Below are 19,913 nucleotides of genomic sequence, written 5' to 3' on the forward strand. Positions count from 1 at the left end.
CTGTAACCCAAGGCCCCGACGATATAGGCAATATCAACCCCGCGGAGCGATGCGTCGAGGATATGCTGGCGCAGGTGAAGCGCAGTCACCACGCGCAGGATTGCGATCGAGCTGAGCAGGAAGGTCAGCGAGTAGAACAGCGTGCCGGTGGTGTGGAAAGCGACCACTGCGCTGGCGAGGACGCCATTCAGCGCCCCGAGAATCAGGGTTGTGGGCCGGGCGTACACCGACTTGACGAGGGCAGCGCGTGCCCTTTCCGTCAGGCGATCTCCAGCGCCCTCGAGTTTCGAAGAGCGGTGCAACCCGAAGAAGATCTCGTGCTTCTTCATTGCGCAGCGAACTAAGGGAAAACCCTCAGTATTCTATTAACGCTGCATGAGGGTTAGCACCCATTTGCAATAACTTGGTCGGCGAAGTTCAGTAAATCAGCATGTCGCGTGTCGCGAGGCGTCGCTCGACCTTGTCTGCCAGCCGGCGATCAAGCGTACGGCACACGCCCAGCCACCATTCGTAACCAGCGACATCGCCGGTGAAATGCGCCTGCTCGGCCTGGCGCCGCGCGGCCTCTGCAGCGCCCATGCCATGCTCCGCAAAATGCTTCAGTGCGGCCCGCATCATGTGATCGAAGGATGAAGCCTCCTCCGCCATATGCGCGGCATCGCCATTGTCATTCGCGGCGCGAGCACAGGCTTTCTTCGCTAGAGCGCGTGCGATCGGTGAATGCGAAGTGGAACGGGCAGCGGCGAAATGGACGGACAAGAGCGACTCCTTCGATGATCCGGTTGCGCCCGAAGACACAGCTATCCTGATAGCCGCCCGCAACTAAGCTTCGGTTCCGCAGCATGGTTTTAAAGTGGTAAAGCACCGATGGCGCTGATGGCGTCAGCTGCTCTTTCCGGGTTCGCGGATCCATCGCCCGCTATTGGCATATTCGTCCTTCACCCGCCCTGATTGCGGCAGGATGTCATTGCGCGGCTGGGCGGGCTCGATTGCCGAGGAGGAACTGCCGACCGGCGCATCAGGCCTCCCGCCGGCGCCCAGGGCGGAGTTTGGCGGTGGTGTTGCAAGTCTGACGGGGCTGGGTGCGTCCGCCCCATCGCGACGGACAGCTGCCGTTGCAGCGGCCGGTTCGTATCCCGCGTAGCCCTGGCTGAAGGCGCCCGCGCTACCTGCGCCGCCTTTCCAGCGATAGAAGCGATGCGCGCCTATACTGGTGATGTATTCCAGGCTCGCCGCCCAATAGGGATTCACGTAATTGGTGTGGTAATGGGTCGCCAGGCCGATCGGGCGATAGACCTCGCCTGCCAGTGCGCCCAGCGCCACCGATTGGGCGCGCGCCCAACCCTGTCGGGATGGGGTGCGTTGCAGCGAGCCGTCGCAAGTGAAGGTGAATTGGCAGCCGGTCTTGCGCTCCGAGCCCTGGAATACCACGCCGCAGACGCTGGCCGGATAGGCCGGGTGCGCGACGCGGTTGAGTACGACCTGCGCCACGGCTTGCTGGCCAGAGTAGCTCTCGCTTGCCGCTTCATAATAGACCGCCATCGACAGGCATTGCAGCGCCCGCGCCTTGTCTAACCCGCTTCCAGCTGCGCGGAATGCTTGTGCAGCCGCGCCCGCGCTGTGGCTGTCGGAGAACTGGACAGTTTCGAGTGTGTCGCTGTCTTCACGCAGCGCGGCGAGATCGGTGGTCAGGCGAGGGGCATCTTCGAGATAGTAGAAGGCCGAGCCAGGAAAGCTTTCGCCTGCCGTTTCAAAGGGCATCCGGTTAAGCGGTACGCGCTCGTGACCAAGGCCGACGAGGTCGCGCAGCGCGCCCCATTCCCCTTGGGCGGCGACGGTCGGGATCGTGATAGCTGCCGCCAGGATAGCGAGCCTTCCAGGCAATTGCCGATGGCCTTGCCGACGTTGGACATTGTGCGGCGACCGCGAACCCCGGTTCCGGTTCGCGGCTTGCCGTCCTGTCCTTCCCTCAACCTCGTTCAACTGCACCCTTCCAGTCCTGTCGCGGCATAACCTGAGCGAGGCTCATGCGGGAGTCGGTCGTGCCCGCGGTCCCGGCGCGGGACGTCGCTCAGCCTCGCTCATACCGCTCAAAGCTTAAAGAAGCGCATGCTTGTGCCGCGGCGGATCCTTGGTTAGAGCGCCCGCGCGTCATGGGTTGGCCTGTTCGCGCAGGCCCGAAGAGGGAAGAGGGTTGGATGCCCTCGCTGCCCCCGCAACTGTGACCGGGGAGCGATTGCCCCACATGCCACTGGGCCGATGCCCGGGAAGGCGGTGCAAGAGCGATGATCCGGGAGCCAGGAGACCTGCCTATGCGCGTCGTTCGGCCGCGGGCGGGGTGTACCGATGGCAAACGTGGATGCGAGCAATTCCGCTCCCTCCCGTCATGAGCGACGTTCGCTTTTGACAGGAGGTTTTGTGTTCAAATATCTGCTTTTTCTGACTGCTTCGCTACTTCCTACCGCCGTGTTTGCGCAGGAAGTGGAGGATGAGGTGCTTGCGTCCACGGCCGATGAACCGGCATCGAGCATCACCGTTACCGCCAATGGCCTGGGTACCGATATCGGCAATACCGGGCAGGCTGTGACGATCATCGATCTTGGCGAGATTATGAGTGTGCAGGGGGCGGACGTCGAGCGCGTGCTGCGGCGTACTCCGGGCGTCTCGCTCGCCCGCAATGGCGGCGTCGGCAGCTTTACCGGCGTCAACGTGCGCGGTGCGTCGTCTGAACAGCTACTGGTGCTCGTTGACGGGGTCCGGGTCTCCGATCCGGCGGCGCCAGGCGGGGGCTTCGACTTCGGCAATCTGTTGCTGGGGACGGCGGGCAAGTTCGACATCCTGCGCGGATCGAACAGCACGATCTGGGGCTCCGATGCGATTGGCGGCGTGGTCGATGTCTCGACCCGCAGCGAAGCGGGGATCAGCGGCAATGTCGAATATGGTTCGCGCGATACCCTGTTCGCCAGCGCAGCCGGCGGGTTGAAGAGCGACGGTTATTTCGTCGGCCTGACCGGCTCGTGGTACCGCACCGACGGCTATGCGGCCGCGGCTTCGGGCTCGGAGCTGGACGGCTTCGAACAGGTCGCGCTGGGCGGATCGGCGTTTGTCGACCTCACTCCGCAGCTTGAGCTGTTTGCCCATGCGAACTGGAGCGAGGGAGATCTCGATATCGATGGTTTCCCGGCGCCCGATTTCGCGCTGGCGGACACCTTCGAAACGCAGGAAACCCGCCGCCATTGGGGCGATGTCGGGCTGAGCTATTACGGCAACGACTGGACGCTGCGTGCGGCCTACAGCCTCTCCGATACCGAACGCGATAATCTCGACGATGATGGTGCGGTGAGCTTTGCCAGCGACGGGCATTCCGAACGCGTCCAGCTGCGCGGTGAATATCGCGCGATCGGCGGACTGACCGTTGCGTTTGGTGGGGAGCACGAGTGGTCCGATTACGTCACGACCTTCGACACCCAGGCTTCGGTCGACATCACCGGTGGCTACGTCCAGCTCGGCTGGGTGCTCGGTGGACTTGCCGTCCACGCAGGCGGGCGGGTCGATGATCACGAGCTTTTCGGATCTCATGCCAGCTTCGGTGGGGACATTTCCTACCGGGTCGGCGGAGACTGGCGGGTTCGGGCGAGCGTGGGCGAGGGCTTCAAGGCGCCCACACTGTTCCAGCTTTATTCCTTCTTCGGCAATGCGGAGCTCCGGCCCGAAGCCAGTACCAGCGTGGATTTCGGTGTGGAGCACGGCCAGCGTGGGCGCGGCACGCATTTTGCGGTGACCGGCTTCCGCCGCGACAGCGAAGATCTGATCAGCTTCGCTTTCAGTGATGCCCGGCCATTCGGCTTCTATGACAATACTGCGCGTGCCCGCGCGCAAGGGATCGAGGCCGAGGCCGGATTCGACGTCACCGAAGGATTGCGCCTGTCGGGGGTCTACAGCTTCGTCGATGCGGAAGATCGCACGACGGGCAATGACCTTGCCCGTCGCCCGCGCCATTTCGCGACACTCTTTGCCGACTATGAAGCACCGTTCGGGCTCAAGCTCGGTGCGGACCTGCGCCTCGTCGGAAGAAGCTATGACGATGCAGGCAATCTCACCCGCCTGGGTGGCTATGAGGTCTTCGACCTGCGCGCCTCGCTGCCGGTTTCCGACGGGATCGAACTTTACGGGCGGGTCGAGAACCTGTTCGACGACGATTACCAGACCGCGAGCGGATATGCGTCCCCCGGGCGCGGCGTCTTCGCCGGAGTAAGGGCACGGATGTGATCCGCCTGCTGCCCGCGCTGGTCCTGGTGCTCGCCGGATGTGCGGGCCAGGGGCCGGCGCGGGCACCCGATACGCGGCAGCCGACCGTGGTCAGTCTCAATCCCTGCACCGACGCGATACTGGCAGAGGTTGCTGCGCCGGGGCAGTTGCTGGCGATTTCGCACTACAGCAAAGACCCGCAGGCGAGTTCGATGGAGGCAGCGGTAGCGGCGCGTTTCGCTGCGACCGGAGGTACAGTGGAGGAGATCCTCGCGCTCGATCCCGATATCGTCGTGGCGTCGAGTTTCCTCGATCCGGCGACGCGCGCGGGGATCGAGCGTCTTGGCCTTAGGGTCGTGACTTTCGGCAGTGCTGGTACCGTTGCGGAGAGCGAGGCGCAGGTGCGTGAGCTAGCTGAACTGGTGGGCAATCCGGCTGCAGGTGAAGTGCTGATCGAGCGTATCGAGGCTGTGCTTGCAGCTGCGCGCCCCCAAGGTGCGGCGTTAGAGGCGGCCCTGTGGCAGCCGGGGGGAATCGTCCCGGGTGAGACCTCTCTGGTGAGCGATCTGCTCCGTCGAACCGGTTTTTCCAGCTACGGTGAAGCACGCGGCATGGCGCAGGCCGACTACCTTTCGCTCGAGCAAGTGGTGGCCGACCCGCCCCAACTCCTGTTGGTGGCCGGGAGCGAGGTGGGGCAGCGCCATCCCGTGCTCGATCAAATGACTGACATGCATCGTGCAGCTTTCGACACGCGCCTGATCTATTGTGGCGGGCCGACGATCCTTCGCGCAGCACAGCGGCTGGCGGAAATCCGGCGGTTGGCCTCGTGAACCGCGCCACACTGATCTTTGCGCTTTTGTTGGCGCTGGCGATCCCGCTTTCTCTGCTGGCGGGCCGGGTCTGGCTCGATCCGGCAACCACACCCAATGCTACGCTGATTGTCGCCGAGCTTCGCCTGCCACGCGCCCTATTGGCGATCGTGGTTGGGTCGGGGTTGGGGGCGAGCGGGGCGGCGATGCAGGGCTATCTGCGAAATCCGCTGGCCGATCCCGGCCTGTTTGGCATCGCCCCGGGTGCGGCGCTGGGGGCGGTAGTCGCGCTGTGGTTCGGCTATGCCGCCTCGCCTTACCTCCTCCCGCTGTTCGCGCTGGTCGGCGCGGGCGGGGCGATGGCATTGCTGGCCGCGATCGCGGGTCGCACTGGTGGCATTGCGCTGTTCACGCTTGCGGGGCTGATGGTCGCGAGCCTTGCCGGGGCGCTCACCGCGCTGGCGATCAGCATGGCCCCCAACGCCTTTGCCATGAGCGAGATCGTGACATGGCTAAACGGCGCGCTGACCGACCGCAGTTGGCGGGAAGTGTGGCTCGCCGCACCGTTAGTGGCGTTGGGCGTGACGCTATTGTGGCGCAGCGGTGGGGCGCTCGACGCGCTGACTTTGGGAGAGCCGGTGGCCCGGTCGCTGGGTGTCGATCCGCATCGGCTTTTGTGGCTGTTGATCGCGGGCATTGGCCTGACGGTTGGGGCCAGCGTCGCGGTGGCGGGGATCATCGGTTTCGTCGGCTTGATCGTCCCGCATCTGGTGCGCCCGCTGACAGATCGGCGCCCCTCGCAACTGATCGTTCCCAGCGCGCTGGCCGGGGCTTTGCTGGTGCTCGTCGCCGACAGTGTGGTGCGCGTGCTGCCACTTGTCACCGAGCTGCGGCTGGGCATTGCGCTCAGCTTGCTGGGCGCGCCCTTCTTCCTGTGGCTCTTGTTGCGGATGCGCAGGGGGCTTGCATGATCCTGTCGGCGCACGACCTGACCGTCTCGACGCGGCTCCGCGAGGTCTCACTCGAGCTCGAGCCCGGCACCATCACCGCCATCTGCGGACCGAATGGCGCAGGCAAGTCGACGCTGCTCGAAGCCCTGGCGGGTTTGCTGGAGCCCGACGGAGGGCAGATCATGCTTGGTGATGCCGATTTGACCGGAATGTCGCCGCGCGAACGCGCGAAAGCGATGGGCTACCTGCCTCAGGCCCATGAAATCGCGTGGGATGTGCCGGTGCGCAGCATCGTTGCACTGGGGCGGATGCCACATGGCGATAATCGCGCGGAGCCGGTCGATACCGCGCTGGCAGCCCTCGATATCGCGCGCCTGGCGGATCGCCGTGCGCAATCGCTGTCTGGCGGCGAAACTGCGCGAGTGCTGTTGGCCCGCGTCTTCGCCGGGGAACCGCGCTGGATTCTGGCCGACGAGCCGCTCGCAGCGCTCGACCTTGCGCACCAGCTCGCGCTGCTGCGCCACTTGCGAGTGGCAGCCGATGCCGGGGCGGGGGTGGTCCTCGTCCTGCATGACCTGGCCCACGCGATGAACCATGCCGATCGCGTGGTCGTGCTTGACCGCGGACGCATTGCTGCCGACGGGGCGTGCGAAAACGCGCTCGACCCGCAGGTGATCGAGCGCGTCTGGAAGGTCGCGACCCGGTGGGTTGGCGAACCACACCACCGGGCGTTGATTGCTAGTTGATCACTCGGCGGCCTCGCCGCCGGTCAGCCCGCGAGCCTCGAGCATCGGGGTGACGTCGGGATTACGCCCCGCGAAATTGCGGAACATTTCGAAGTAATCCATCGTCCCGCCGCGGCTCAGCACGGTGGCGCGATAATGATCGCCATTGGCGCGCGTTAGCCCGCCATTGTCGCGGAACCACTTGCGGCTGTCCTGGTCGAGCATCTGGGTCCACAGATAGCTGTAATAGCCTGCCGAATAGCCGGCCGGACCCGAGAAGATGTGGTTGAAGTAGGTGGTGCGGTAGCGCGGCGGGACGAGATCGATCTCCAGCCCCAGTTCGCCCAAAGCCTTGCGTTCGAAGGCATCAACCTTTTCGGGTGTGTCGATTGCCGCAGCCTCGTCCTTCGAAAGTGCGGCCCACTTCATGTCGAGCAGGGCGGCGGTAACGGTCTCGCCGAAATCGTAACCCTGGTTGAACTTGCCCGCGGCCTCGATCTTCTCGATCATTTCGGCCGGGATCTGCTCGCCGGTCTTGTAGTGCTTGGCATAGTTGGCGAGCACTTCGGGCCAGGTTGCCCAGATTTCGTTCACCTGGCTGGGATATTCGACGAAGTCGCGTGCCACAGCGGTGCCCGAAAGGCTCTCGTATCGCTGGTCGGCGAAGAAGCCGTGCAACGCGTGGCCAAATTCGTGGAACATGGTCTCGACATTGTCGAAGCTGACCAGCTGTACCTCGCCTTCGGCTGCCTTGGAGATGTTGAGCACGTTGTAGATCACCGGCTTGGTGTTCCACAGGTGGCTCTGCTCAACGAAGTTCGACATCCACGCACCGCCGCGCTTTGACGGACGCTGGTAGGGGTCGAAATAGAACAGGCCTAGTTCCGAACCGTCGCGGTCATAGACGGTGTAGGTGCTCACGTCAGGGTGGTAGACGGGCAGGTCGGTGCGCTTCTTGAAGCTCAGGCCGTAGAGCTTGTTCGCGGCGTAGAACACGCCGTCTTCCAGCACGCGGTCGATCTGGAAGTATTCCATGACCTTGTCCTGGTCGAGATCGTAGCGTTCGGCCTTGATGCGGTTGGCATAACGATACCAGTCCCACGGCTTGACCTCGTAATCGCCGCCATCGGCCTTGATCGCTTCGTTGAGCATGGCCGATTCGCGCCGCTGCGTGGCGGCGAGGGCGGGGACCATTTGCTGCATGAAGTCGAGTGCTGTCTTGGGCTTTTCGGCCATGCGATCCCACATCGCATAGGTTGCCCAGTCGGGCGCGCCGAACAGCGCAGCTTTCTCCGCGCGTAGCGTGGCAATCTTGGCTGCGAGCATGCGCGTGTCCACGGCGCGCTGGCCATCGGCGCGGTGGAAGGACAGCTGGAACAGCTTCTCGCGCGTAGCGCGGTTGGTCAGGCTGGGCAGCAGCGGCTGTTGGGTGGTGTTCTGCAGCGCGATCGCGAACTTGCCAGGGTGGCCCTTGCTCGCGGCGAGATCGGCGGCGGCCTTGATATCGGCGTCCGAGAGGCCAGCGAGCTCTTCACGCGTGTCGACGATCAGCGGCTGATCGGACATCGCCGAGCGCGCGGCCTGGGCGAACTCAGTGGTGGTCTTCGAAAGCGCGGTGTTGAGCTGCTTGACCTGCTCGCGCTGGGCGGCGGTCAGCAGCGCGCCGGCATGGACCATGCCCTCATAGGTGTCCTCGAGCAGCGCGGCGTCCTCGAGGGTCATGCTCATCGCGGCGCGATTGTCATAGACCGCCTTCACGCGGGCGAAGAGCACCGGATCGAGCGTGATCGCGTCGCCATGCGCGGTCAGCTTGGGACTGATCCGGGTCTGAATATCGTCGAGCGCGTCATTGGTGTTCGCACCGGTCAGCGCGAAGAATACAGCCGCCACCCGATTGAGCATGCGGCCCGAAGTCTCGTAGGCGACGATGGTGTTTTCGAAGCTCGGCGCTTCGGGATTGTTCTTGATGGCCGCGATTTCCCCATCGTGGATCGCCATCGCCTTCTCGAAAGCCACCTCCATCACCTCGGGGGTGATCTTGGTGAAATCGGGCGCGTGGAAGGGCAGGGTGCTGTCGTTGGCGAAATACAGCGCGTCCCACTCAAGCGCTGCCCGATCGGTCGATTGGGCCATCGCCGGAGCTGCGGCAAAGGGCGCGAGTGCCAGGCATGCGACGGTGGCCAGGATATGGGCCTTCATGATCACTCCATCCGTTATCCGGGGGCATTGAACCCCCACCGTGAAATGGCGTGGTATGGATAGTATCGCAGGCGTCTGCGCAAGCCCGGTGACGTTTTCGGTCGGGAGGAGTCGGCAGTTCGTCGAAGGCCAGCTTCAAGAGCTTAGCTTGCTGCCTCCAATCCAAAGCGCATGATGGGTTCATACAGGGAGCCCTCGGGCCGCAGGTGGCTTTCGAAGAGGGTGAATTCCTCGACATCCCAGTCGGGCAGCCGCAAGCCGGCGGCACGCTGTAGGAAGACAATCGGCGATCCGCTGCGTGCGTTCATACGGGCAAGCGTCACGTGCGGGATGAACTGACGCGATTCCTGCTTGAATCCTGCCGCCTGGCAGGCGCGCTCGACCTTCCCCTGCAGGCGATCAAGCTCGGGGTTGTCGGCGAGGCCAGCCCAGAGCGTATGCACCAGGTCCTTCTTCTCGAAGACCCCCGTTCCCTCCAACCTGAGGGTGAAGCGCGGCATCGCGATCCTGCCCAGCTCGAGACCAAGATCCTCTGCCAAGCGATGATCGGCTTCTCCGACGTAGCGCAGGGTCAGGTGCAACTGTCCATCATCCTGCCAACGTGCATGGTCCACACCGTGCATTTCACCCAGCAACTTCGCGCGGATCGCCGCGGGAGGGCGCAACCCGATGAACAGACGGCGGTTCATCCGGATGTGTTAGAGGTCTTCGTGGCGGACGCGATTGCGCCCGTGTGACTTGGCGTCATACATCGCCGCATCCGCGCGGCTGAGCGTGGTCGCCACGGGCTCCCCCCGCATGTGCTGGGCCATGCCGATAGAGGCGCTGATAGTGCCTGGCGGCAGCCCCAACTCTTCATGGAGCCGGGCAAGCCCGTCCCGCAGGTCTTCGGCGAACTTTAGCGCACGCTTGCCATCCGCTTCGTCGAGGAAGACCGCAAACTCTTCGCCCCCCAGTCGGATCGCGCAGTGTTCGCCCGCGGAATAGGCGCGCAACGCATCCCGCATGAATGCCGCCGCAGCGATGAGCGCGCGGTCACCCATGTCATGCCCGTGCTTGTCGTTGAGCAGCTTGAAATGATCGAGGTCGACGATCAGCATGTGCGTGCGATCGTTAGTGGCCCGGTCGACCAAGCCGCGTTCGAACAATGCGCGGCGATTGAACAGGCCGGTAAGGGGATCGTGCGCCGCCATGAATTCGGAATGCGCCAGGGCCTCGGTCAGTCTTTCACTCAAGCGGCGATTCTCGACCAGCATGTCGGCAGCGAACTGGCGTTGGCGAGCATTTGCGAAAGCGAAGATGAGGATGGCGGTGAACAGCATGGTCATGCCGGCGGCAATTGGCAGGATCATGCCGACCGGCACGAACAGCAGGCCTACCGCCATCGTGACGGTGAAACCGCCGACATAGGCGATGATTGCGGTCTTCAACGGCGAGATCATGCTGGTGATGATCGCGACGGCGATCAGCGTTCCCCCACCAATGACCAGCCGTGATGGGTGGACGAACGGATTGATGAACAGCGGAAGTACCAGGAATGCCCAGCTCATGCCGCCGAAGAACAGCATAACCGCCAGCAGCTTCATGGCGGGCTCGAGCGGTTGCCCCAAGTCGAGCCGACGGCGAATGTTGTTCCACGACAGGCGGGTTGCAGAAAGTGCTAACAACCGCATGACGAGCGGCAGCACAAACACCGTGGGATTGGGCATGAAATATGCTGCAGCAACCATGCCGAACCAGGACAGGACGTTGGCAATAAAGGCACGTTGTTCGGTGATGACCACTGCGCGCACGGTTTCGCGCCACGCTTCGCGCTGCCAGTCTTCATCCCTTTCCGGGAAAGCAAACCAATCCTGCGCGTTCATGCGCCCCGACCCCCATCTCCTTTGACTTTACCCTAGAAGGTAACCAAGTACCTAGGCAAGTTCGGTGCTTTAGTGTCACAGGATGTATCAGAGGTTTACCGCGCTCGATTACGCGGGCGTGCGTCGCTGCCCGATTGGGTTAATTTGCGCAGCGCCGCTTCCAAGCCGAAGTCTGCCGGGGGAAATCAGGCGGCGTGATGGACGCGGTTGCGGCCCCGTCCCTTGGCTTCGTAGCATGCGATATCCGAACGCAGCAGCGCGTCGTCCAGCCCCTCATCCGCACGCCATTCGGCGAGTCCGATCGAGGCCGTTACCGGCAGCAATTGCCCGTTTTCGAGGCAAGGACCAACACCGGCAATCGCAGTCCGCAATTCTTCCGCCACATCTTGGGCGGCCTTTGAATCGGCTCCTTCGATCATGATCAGGAACTCTTCGCCCCCGAGGCGGTAGGCTTGATGGTTGCCGATCTTGCTGCGCTGCGCCAGCACATCGCGAATGGCGTCCGCGGTAGCGATGAGAACGTGGTCGCCCACGGCATGGCCAAAGCGATCATTTATCAGTTTGAAGCGGTCGAGATCGACTGTCAGTAAATGGCGCGGTGCGTCGTCGGCGCGGGCCTGGCGTTCCTCGAACAACCTGCGGCGATTGAGCAGGCCGGTCAGCGGATCGCGCCAGCTGAGGAACTCTGCATGGGCGAGCGCTTCGGCCAGCTCTTCTGCGAGTTTGCGGTTTTCAACCAGGGTTCGTGCAGCACAGACGATATGGATCCCGGTATTGGCGGCGTAGACGCGCACGCCCCCGGCAAAGACGGCCCAGACCAATACGAAAACCGGATCATAGTCGACCGGATGGGCGAGGACGACGCCGGAGGCGACAATCCAGAAGCTGGCAAGCAAGCCATCACGTGGGCCGGGGAAGGCAGCGAGGGTCACCGCGATCAGCGTGACAACCAACAATACAATCACGCGGATAGTGGCCACCGCGGCCAGTGGAGCGCCGAGTGGCGCGGGCCACAGCAGTAGTGCGAGCGTCGCCCCAGCCACAGTCATGGAGATGAACAGCAGCAGTTCGGCGCGTTTGAGCGGTTGGCGCGATTCCAGCTTTGCTTCGAGCCGGGTCGCAGACCAGCGGGTAAACAGGAAAGATGCCATGCGAGCGGCGAGAAACCAGCCCAGGATACCGCGCATCGGAATGGCAACGACCCCGACGGACAATACTGCCAGGCCCAGCAGGCTTGCGCTCAGTGCATGCCTTTCCCGCTCGAGCATCGAGAGGATCGCCTCGCGACGCACCTCATGCGCATCAACCTCGTCTGCGAAGCCGCGTTCGCAACAGGATTCGGCTGGATGGCGTGTGCAACTTTCCACGAGCGGTGAAATAAATCCCCTGGACTGAAGGATATTATTTCACACTAGATTGAAATCGTTAACAAAATTTGTGAGCCACAAGTAGCGGGCGAAGGCACGTGGCCTCGCCCGCTACTTGTGAAACTACAGTATTACCAAATGCGAGCCCTATCCTCAGGCGCGATATACATGTCATCGTCAGCTGTAATGCCAAAGGCTTCGTACCAGGCGTCGACATTGCGCAGCGGGGCGATCGTGCGATAGCGCGTCGGACTGTGGGGATCGGTGGCGACCTGATTGCGCAATGCGTCTTCGCGTGCCTTTGCCCGCCATACCTGTGCATAGGCCAGGAAGAAGCGCTGGTCGCCGGTCAGTCCGTCGATCACCGGGGCTTCCTGCCCGTTCAGCGATTTGTGGTAAGCATCGAACGCCACCAGCACACCGGCGAGGTCGGCGATATTTTCGCCCATGGTCAGATCCGGGTTGATGAAGGCGCCGGGGACGACTTCGAACTTTGCGTACTGGTCACCGAACTTCTTGGACTCGGCCTTGAAACGCTCGTTGTCTTCAGCGGTCCACCAGTCCTTGATCGCGCCGCTGGCGTCGATCTTGCGGCCCTGATCGTCGAAGCCGTGGCTGATTTCGTGGCCGATGACCACGCCGATCGCGCCATAATTCACTGCCGGATCGGCCCAGGGATCGAAGAAGGGCGGTTGGAGGATACCGGCCGGGAAGACCATCTTATTTTCCAGGCCGCCGTTATAGGCGTTCACGGTCTGCGGGTTCATGCCCCACTTGCTGCGATCAACCGGTTCGCCGAGATCGCTCATCGCGTAATCGGCGTTGAACTTGGTCGCGGCGACCATGTTGTCGTAAAGGCTGGTTTCGCTAACCGGGAGCTGCGAATAGTCGCGGAACTCCTTCGGATAGCCGACCATGACTTCCATCTTCTCGAGCTTTTCGATGGCGGCGGTCTTGGTGGCTTCGCTCATCCAGTCATTGCCGCGAATGCGGTCGGCCATGGCCAGCTTGAGGTTTCCGACCAGCTCATCCATCCGGGTCTTGGCGATGCGCGGGAAATATTCGCCGACGTAGGCTTCGCCGACCAGCTCACCAAGCTGGCCGTTGATCAGGTCCACTGCGCGCTTCCAACGGGGACGCTGTTCGCTGACGCCCGACAGCTTGCTGGTGAATTCGAACCGACTGTCGACCATCTTCTTGGTGAGATAGGGGGACGCCTGATGGGAAATCTGGGCCTTCTGCCACAGCTTCAGCGTTTCGAGATCGGTGCTGCCGTAAAGTCCTGCGATCGCTTTCACCGCAGTGTTGTCGGTGACGATAATGCGCTTTTGCGGAGGTATGTTGTTGCCTTCGAAGAAGGCACCCCAGTCGATACCCGGGGCATAAGCGGCCAGTTCCTCGCTCGACATCGGGTTGTTGATGGCGGCGATATCGCGCTTCTGCTCGACGTCCCAGTTGAGCTCAGCAATATAGGTTTCGAAGGTGAATACGCGGCTGGCGGCTTCGCGCGGATTGGCCACGCCGATCGCACGGAACGTCCGTTCGAGATAGGCGAGATAAGCCCCACGCTGGGCAGCGAACTTGTCGCTGAAGTAATAGTCCTTTTCTGGCAGACCGAGACCGCCCGATGCCATCCACAGCGAGTTCACGGTCGGATCGTCGGGGTCGGCATAGGGGCCGGCACCGAAGAGCGACCCGCCGAACTTGTCATAGGTTGAGCCCATGAAGCGGGCGAATTCGACCTTGTCCTGGATCGCATCGACCTTGGCTAGGTCGCGCTTGAGCGGCGTGAGACCGGCCTTCTCTATGGCCTTTTCGTCCATGAAGGTCTTGTAGAGCGCGCCGTGCTGGGTCGTGACCGGCGCGGCGGTGATCAGGCCATTGACCTGTTCGGTGACGTCTTCGCGCAGATTGTTGAAGGATCCGACGGAGGGGCGATCACCCGGGATCTCCGTACGATCGATCCATGCGCCCGAAGCATACCGTTCGAAATCGTCGCCTGGATCGGCCGACGCGTCGCGGGCGGTCAGATCGAGACCGTATTCGCCAATCTTGGCCTGGCCGGTCACGACAATGGTGTGTTCGTCGTTGGTGGCGCCGTCACCCTGTTCTTCGGCGAAGCCCGGAGTGGCGAGGAAGGTGAGAGAAAGCGCTAGCGCCGAAACGGCGACACGGCTCGAACGAATAGTACGACGCATCAATTCTACCCCTATTTATGCTTTGGCACCGGGGCGTCATACATAGTTAAGCGCGCAAGGGCAGGTTTTTCGGCAAACTACGCCTGGGGGTCGGCGAAGGGCGACTCTCGCCCCCTTCGCCGACCGATCCCCGATTGGCTTACCAGAGGCGGTAGGAGGTGACCCTGGTGCCCGAGGAAATGATCAGCTGGTTGTCGGGCGTGATCGCCAGACGTCCACCCACTGCCGCCGTCCAGTCCTGGGTATGCGCGTCGGTACCGAGGTTGAAGGCATAGCTGTCGGTCGCGGTCGAAACGAACAGGTGCGATCGGGTGCTCACCACGCTGCCTTCCAGTGCGCCAGTGCCGGGGATTGCGATCGAATAGGCGACCGCGCCGGTATCGGGTTGCAATGCATCGACGCGACGTGCTGCCGGGTTGATCGCGAACAACAGGGTCTGACCATAGACCGGGTAGGCCGAGTAGCTTGCGGCGCTGGTCCACAGCTTGTTTCCGCTGCTCAGCGACCAGGCCGATATCGGTGAAGCTTCGGTATATGACTTGCCGAGAGCAAAGGCGAAAAGCCGTGAATCCGGGCCGAGCATCGGGGCCGCGGCATACTGCGCGCCGCCCGTGAATTCGGGGTTGGCGAGTGAGCCGGTAGGGTTGCCGGTCGTGCGCGAGAGGATCTGGATGGTCGAACCCGCGAAGGCATAGACCGACGAACTATCGACCGCCACCGCGGCGCTACGCATGATCGCGCCACCGAAATCGCGCTGCCAGGCCAGCGTTCCATTCACCAGGTCATAGGCATGTGCGACCATGCCGTTGGCACCGGCGATCAGGAACAGGGCATCCATGTAGGGAACCGGCTGGTTCATCTCGCCCGCCGGGGCATTATAGGCAGGCAGGGTGGTTACCGTGCCATCCACCGCATCGACGACCATCGGGGTCTTGGTCCCGCTGGCTGCAGTGCTTGTGTAATAGACCTTGCCGTCGTGATAGGCGGGATCGCTCAGCACGTCAGTGCCCATGTCCACCCGCCAGTTACGTGTTCCTGAGGAGGTATTGATCGCGACAGCGTAGTACTTGCCGTCGGCGGCGTGCTCGGTGAGGAAGGTCCGACCCCGTGCGGCTGCTGCTGCACCAAAGCTGGAACCGTCGGCGGCTGTGTACTGCCATCTCCGGGCGAAATCTTCCCGCTTGTAATTCACATTGACGTAGCCGCGATGGTCGGCCAGCCGCTGCGCGGTTTCCCAGTCAGCCACCTGGATATCGAGATTGAGCGTGTAGGCGACGCTTGAGCCCGGATAGATCCGTTCGCAATCCGCGTCAGCGCACAGGCGGAAGAAAATCGAGCTGGTGGTGAGGCCGCCCGGCGAGAAGGGAATCGTCTCGAGGTTGATGGTGAAGCTGGTGCCCGATCCCGTCGGTGTTCCGATAAGTCGATAGCGCTCCGCGTTGAGCACGACGTCGGCGATAATCGGCTCGCTAGAAGTGCCGGTATAGCTGGCGCCGAAACCGAAAGTTGCAGAGCCGCCGTCGGGAACCGTGACCGTCTGTTCGGCCTCCGAAAGCGTGACTGTCAAAGTCGGCAGATTGTTGCTGCTTCCACCGCCGTTCGAGCTGCCGCCACCGCATGATGCAAGGAATGTGGCAGCCAGACCTGCGACCGCAACGTGGGACACCCTCATGAAAATCGTCCTTCTTTGTCTGCTATGGCGATTCGGGCACCGAAGTGCGCCGCCAAGCCTTAATCCAGCCTGCACCTAGCGTGTCGCACCATGCCTGCAAATGGCCGAACATGGATTCTGAGAATTTCCGGGGGCAAGTCGAAGCCGAAGTCAGGTCGCTTCGCTTGGTACTGTGCCTATGCTAGTGTTTTGGCGACGCAAACTCTTCGGGGGGAGGGATCGGCGATGGATGGATTTCGCTACAAGGCGTTCGTCAGCTACAGCTGGGCGGATGCGAAGTGGGGCAAGTGGCTCCACCATGCGATCGAAACCTATCGCACGCCGCCCGCGCTGGTTGGCAAGGAGACACCGTGCGGACCTGTTCCGCCGCGACTCCACCCCTTGTTCAAGGACAGAGAAGAAGAGGCCGCCGGGGCGAGCATCGGCACGGCAGTCGAAACCGCGCTGGCCAATTCGGAATTTTTGATTGTCATCTGCTCGCCCAATTCAGCCAAGTCGGAATGGGTCAATCGCGAGATCGCCTGGTTCAAGACGCACCGCGATCCGAACAAAGTCCTGGCCCTGATCGTCGATGGCGAGCCTGGTGGAGGGGAGGGCGAGTGCTTCCCCAAGGCGCTGACGCATGAGGTCGACGGTAGCCTCGCCGTCACGGACCGCTTCGCCGACATGCCACTGGCGGCCGATGCGCGTGATGCGGGTGACGGCAAGCGCATGGCCAAGCTCAAGCTTGCCGCCGCGATGCTGGGTGTCGGACTCGACGAGCTCGTCAACCGCGAAGAGCGCCGCCGCCTTGTGCGCACCCGCATTATCGCGGGAGCATCGCTGGCGCTGGCGCTGGTGATGAGCGGTTTGACGCTGGTCGCGGTGCAAGCTCGCAACGAAGCCGAGCGCCAGAGGGCCGAGGCGGATGGACTAATCGAATTCATGCTCACCGACCTGCGTGAGAAGCTCGAACCGGTGGGGCGGCTCGATGCGCTCGACGTGGTGGGCACGCGCGCGCTCGACTATTATGCGCGACAGAAGCTTGCCAGCCTCGACGCGGATGCGCTCGGGCGCCGTGCGCGGGCGCTGTTGCTGGTGGGCGAGATTTCGAATCTGCGCGGGGATAGCGAGGAGGCGTTGAAAGCGTTCACGCAAGCTGCCGCGACGACGAAGGAACAACTTGATCGCGATCCGGAAAACGAACAGCGTATTTTCGACCATGCGCAAAGCGTGTTCTGGGTCGGAGCGATCGCGTATGGACGCGGTGAAGCCAAGGACGCCGAAGCGCGGTTCCGCGAATACAAGCGCCTGGCGGACCGACTCAATGAACTCGATCCCGACAAGCCGGCCTGGCAACTGGAAGCCAGTTACGCCGAAACGAATCTTGGCGTGATGTACAATGAACAGCGCCGCTATGCCGAGGCGGAACCGGCATTTGCACGGGCGCTTGAAAGGATCGAGGCAGTTGCCGCGAGCGAGGGGTACGATCCCGGCAGGCAGGTAGAAATCGGCCAGATCATGAACTGGTTGGGGATAGTGACGGGCCAACTTGGCAAGGAAAAGGAGGCGCTCAAATTGCATGAGCGCGAGGTCGGGATTTACGAAGAGATCCTGAAGCGCGAACCTTCGAATGCGCAGGCCAAGAACCGGCTCGCGGTCGCGTATCAATTCTTTGGCGACCAACAACTCAGCCTTGGCAATCTGACGGGAGCTATCGTGTCGTACGAGCACTCGCTCGCACTGAACAATGACCTGCGCGCGCTCGAAGCTGAGAATACCGAATGGCAGGAGACTGCGGTTCGGGGGCTGCAGGCTCAGGCTGAACAGCTCATCTACGCCGGTCGGTACGGCGAAAGCGACGCGATGCTGAAACGGGCCAGTGCGCTGCTTTCTCGGATGATTGCAGTCGACCCCGAGAACGAGTTCTGGTCGGGCGAACTGCGGTTTACGCAGGCCGAGGTCGGAATGAAGCTGGCCTTGGCACGCGGCAATCTTGCGGGCGCCCAAGAACTTTCGGGGCAGATGCTCGCACTAGTGAAGACTTCGTCAGGGGCGCTGGGGCCGATCCGCGCAGCGACGGCGTATCGCATGCACGGCGATCTTCAGCAAAGATCAGGGCGCTCCGAAGATGCGCAAAGTAGTTGGAACAAAGCTCTCGATTCACTTCCGCGGGAAAGCATGTCGCTCGAAAGGTTCTTGCTCTTCAAACGCCTTGGGCAATCGCGGCAAGCGGAAAGCATTGCGGCCGAACTTGACAGGCGGGGCTATCGACACCCCGCCTATCTTGCAGAACGCTGATCCGGCTCGGCTTACTTCCTGAGCATGAATTCATTCACGCCCGAGGTCCCCTTGCTGCCCAGCATGGGGTCGAGCGTAATGTAATAATCGCCGTTGTCGGGAAGGACGAGGCCGAGACAGTAGGCATAATCGGGCGCGGTATCGTCAGTGTCGTCGTCGATGGTGACCTGTGTGTCGCCTCCGCGAACGGCCGACATGCCGGTTATGGTAATCGGCGTGGTATTGTATTCGCGCTTTGACACGTTCTGGACCTGGCAAAACCAAAGATAGCCGGTCACCGGTCCGGTGCCGCTGTATTCGGTCGCAGTCGCCCAGCGCCCGGCGACCGAATTGCCGTTTTTATCAACCATCTGGCTGGTATCGAGGGTGAACGTGATGTCGACGTTGTCGTTGTAACCGTCCTTCGCCTTGAGCCCCGACAGCTTGAGGTCGCCGTCGCTCGCGACGCGGTTCTTCATGTTCGAGTGATCGGGAGTCTGGCCGGTCTGGGTGAAGGTCGCGCTGGCGCCGATGCTGCCATCGGAATTCCAGATCAGCGTGGGTGTACAGGTCACCGCAATAGTGCGGTCTTTCTTCGTATCCTGTGGGCCCGTCGTTTGGCTTAAGGTTTGCTGTTCCATCTTCGGTCTCCCGTCCCCTGCCTGCACTGGCGCGCGTTGGGGCAGGGAACACCCGGCATCGCGCGCCTAACGGTTGCGAAACCCGAAGTCCGGAGGGTCTGGATGGCGATTGTGTGCGGCTGCCGCCTAAGCGGCCTTAGCCATGCGGTGCCGTTCCCCCGATGGCCTGCATGGCACAAGCAGGCCATCGGCACAGTCTGCGCCCCGAATCAAATAAAGTAAATTGTAAATTAACCGTCAGCGTGCGCAGTATTCGTGGCGGCCGCTCTCACACAATTCAACAGCGCGACGCCATTCGGCCATCTTGTGTTCGTAATCGGCCTGCGCCGCGGGATAGTCGCGATAGTCCTGCCAGCCTTTCGCCAATTGCGCATCGCGGCGTTGTACATGGCGCAACTGCTCTCGATTGAGCCTGCGGATTTCTGCGGCATCGCGCGCCCGCGCCTCGGCCGAGCGCATCTTCGGATCCTTGGGATCGTCCGCCAGGGCGGCGCCCGGCAGGCAGGCGGCGGCAAGCGCGATTGCGCCGGTGAACAGGTGTATTCTCATGATGCTGCGACCCTTCCCATGCATTTGCGCAGCCTGGTGCCGGTAACGCTAAGAAACGCCAGACGAATGCGGTAAACGGTGCGGTGACGAAGGTGGACGCGGCGCGGTCTCGCCATGCTGGCCCTGTCGACTTCACGGGGACAATTGGCGCGTTGCAATCCGCCCGGTGCACCCCACATCGCAGCAGCGACGGGGATGCCGCATCCAGGCCCCTTGACGAATGCGAACATTACCGGAACAACGCGCCTCATGGCACTCACCCAGATTTCAGTACGCGGCGCCCGCGAGCATAACCTCAAGGGTATCGATATCGACCTGCCGCGCGATGCGCTGATCGTGATCACCGGCCTCAGTGGCTCGGGCAAGTCGTCGCTCGCCTTCGATACCATCTATGCCGAAGGACAGCGGCGTTATGTCGAGAGCCTGAGCGC

The 19,913-nt window shown here is 62.5% G+C and carries 17 protein-coding genes and 1 riboswitch; of the genes, 6 read left to right on the top strand and 11 right to left on the bottom strand.

Translation table 11 applies throughout. The features are described from left to right. The 3 genes from AAFM29_RS10580 to AAFM29_RS10590 form a co-directional block, all read right to left on the bottom strand. Positions 1–329 (bottom strand): hypothetical protein (locus AAFM29_RS10580; protein ID WP_371830736.1); only part of this gene is annotated, 329 nt, incomplete at its 3' end. Positions 330–417: 88 nt separating this feature from the next. Further along, positions 418–759 carry a hypothetical protein gene (locus AAFM29_RS10585; protein ID WP_341712770.1) on the bottom strand — a complete coding sequence of 114 codons (342 nt, stop codon included), beginning with the start codon at positions 757–759 and terminating at the stop codon, positions 418–420. 123 nt (positions 760–882) lie between these two features. Beyond that, the gene (locus AAFM29_RS10590) at positions 883–1,884 is read right to left on the bottom strand and encodes a cell wall hydrolase (protein WP_341712771.1); all 1,002 of its coding nucleotides are present in this window, start codon (positions 1,882–1,884) and stop codon (positions 883–885) included. Positions 1,885–2,138: 254 nt separating this feature from the next. Then, positions 2,139–2,329, top strand: a riboswitch (cobalamin riboswitch). Between the two features lie 89 nt (positions 2,330–2,418). Between AAFM29_RS10590 and AAFM29_RS10595 the strand changes: the two genes are divergently transcribed. The 4 genes from AAFM29_RS10595 to AAFM29_RS10610 are packed head-to-tail and all read left to right on the top strand — an operon-like array spanning position 2,419 to position 6,753. Continuing rightward, a complete protein-coding gene (locus AAFM29_RS10595; RefSeq protein WP_341712772.1) occupies positions 2,419–4,269 on the top strand; it encodes a TonB-dependent receptor domain-containing protein in 1,851 nt (616 codons plus the stop codon). Then, a complete protein-coding gene (locus tag AAFM29_RS10600) occupies positions 4,266–5,078 on the top strand; it encodes an ABC transporter substrate-binding protein (protein ID WP_341712773.1) in 813 nt (270 codons plus the stop codon). The genes AAFM29_RS10595 and AAFM29_RS10600 overlap by 4 nt, the downstream gene beginning before the upstream one ends. Further along, positions 5,075–6,028, top strand: a complete 954-nt coding sequence (locus tag AAFM29_RS10605; RefSeq protein WP_341712774.1) for an iron ABC transporter permease — start codon at positions 5,075–5,077, stop codon at positions 6,026–6,028. Before AAFM29_RS10600 ends, AAFM29_RS10605 begins: the two co-directional genes overlap by 4 nt. Then, positions 6,025–6,753 (top strand): ABC transporter ATP-binding protein, encoded by a 729-nt coding sequence (locus AAFM29_RS10610; RefSeq protein ID WP_341712775.1) that lies wholly within the window; start codon positions 6,025–6,027, stop codon positions 6,751–6,753. The genes AAFM29_RS10605 and AAFM29_RS10610 overlap by 4 nt, the downstream gene beginning before the upstream one ends. Here the strand turns inward: AAFM29_RS10610 and AAFM29_RS10615 are convergent, their stop codons facing one another. The 6 genes from AAFM29_RS10615 to AAFM29_RS10640 all read right to left on the bottom strand — a co-directional run bounded on the left by AAFM29_RS10615 (position 6,754) and on the right by AAFM29_RS10640 (position 16,033). Further along, the gene (locus AAFM29_RS10615) at positions 6,754–8,931 is read right to left on the bottom strand and encodes a M3 family metallopeptidase (RefSeq protein WP_341712776.1); all 2,178 of its coding nucleotides are present in this window, start codon (positions 8,929–8,931) and stop codon (positions 6,754–6,756) included. Between the two features lie 143 nt (positions 8,932–9,074). After that, entirely contained in the window at positions 9,075–9,620 is a 546-nt protein-coding gene (gene thpR / locus AAFM29_RS10620; RefSeq protein ID WP_341712777.1) for an RNA 2',3'-cyclic phosphodiesterase, read from the bottom strand. Positions 9,621–9,629: 9 nt separating this feature from the next. Further along, positions 9,630–10,796: a GGDEF domain-containing protein gene (locus AAFM29_RS10625; RefSeq protein ID WP_341712778.1), complete on the bottom strand. Its 1,167-nt coding sequence runs from the start codon at positions 10,794–10,796 to the stop codon at positions 9,630–9,632. Positions 10,797–10,981: 185 nt separating this feature from the next. Then, positions 10,982–12,163: a GGDEF domain-containing protein gene (locus AAFM29_RS10630; protein ID WP_341712779.1), complete on the bottom strand. Its 1,182-nt coding sequence runs from the start codon at positions 12,161–12,163 to the stop codon at positions 10,982–10,984. Between the two features lie 131 nt (positions 12,164–12,294). Then, positions 12,295–14,361, bottom strand: coding sequence for a M13 family metallopeptidase (locus AAFM29_RS10635; RefSeq protein ID WP_341712780.1), 2,067 nt, complete (start codon positions 14,359–14,361; stop codon positions 12,295–12,297). Positions 14,362–14,500: 139 nt separating this feature from the next. After that, positions 14,501–16,033, bottom strand: a complete 1,533-nt coding sequence (locus AAFM29_RS10640) for a PQQ-binding-like beta-propeller repeat protein (RefSeq protein WP_341712781.1) — start codon at positions 16,031–16,033, stop codon at positions 14,501–14,503. A gap of 225 nt (positions 16,034–16,258) precedes the next feature. Between AAFM29_RS10640 and AAFM29_RS10645 the strand changes: the two genes are divergently transcribed. Next, the gene (locus AAFM29_RS10645) at positions 16,259–18,313 is read left to right on the top strand and encodes a TIR domain-containing protein (protein WP_341712782.1); all 2,055 of its coding nucleotides are present in this window, start codon (positions 16,259–16,261) and stop codon (positions 18,311–18,313) included. Positions 18,314–18,324: 11 nt separating this feature from the next. On the opposite strand, the gene AAFM29_RS10650 is transcribed toward AAFM29_RS10645, so the two are convergent. Further along, on the bottom strand, positions 18,325–18,933 hold the full coding sequence (locus AAFM29_RS10650; RefSeq protein WP_341712783.1) for a hypothetical protein: 609 nt from the start codon (positions 18,931–18,933) through the stop codon (positions 18,325–18,327). Positions 18,934–19,170: 237 nt separating this feature from the next. Further along, positions 19,171–19,482, bottom strand: coding sequence for a hypothetical protein (locus AAFM29_RS10655; RefSeq protein WP_341712784.1), 312 nt, complete (start codon positions 19,480–19,482; stop codon positions 19,171–19,173). Positions 19,483–19,731: 249 nt separating this feature from the next. Between AAFM29_RS10655 and AAFM29_RS10660 the strand changes: the two genes are divergently transcribed. Then, the coding region (locus AAFM29_RS10660; RefSeq protein WP_341712785.1) for a hypothetical protein at positions 19,732–19,913 on the top strand (182 nt) is incomplete at its 3' end.

It is taken from the genome of Erythrobacter sp., assembly GCF_038133525.1.
Taxonomy (GTDB): domain Bacteria; phylum Pseudomonadota; class Alphaproteobacteria; order Sphingomonadales; family Sphingomonadaceae; genus Qipengyuania.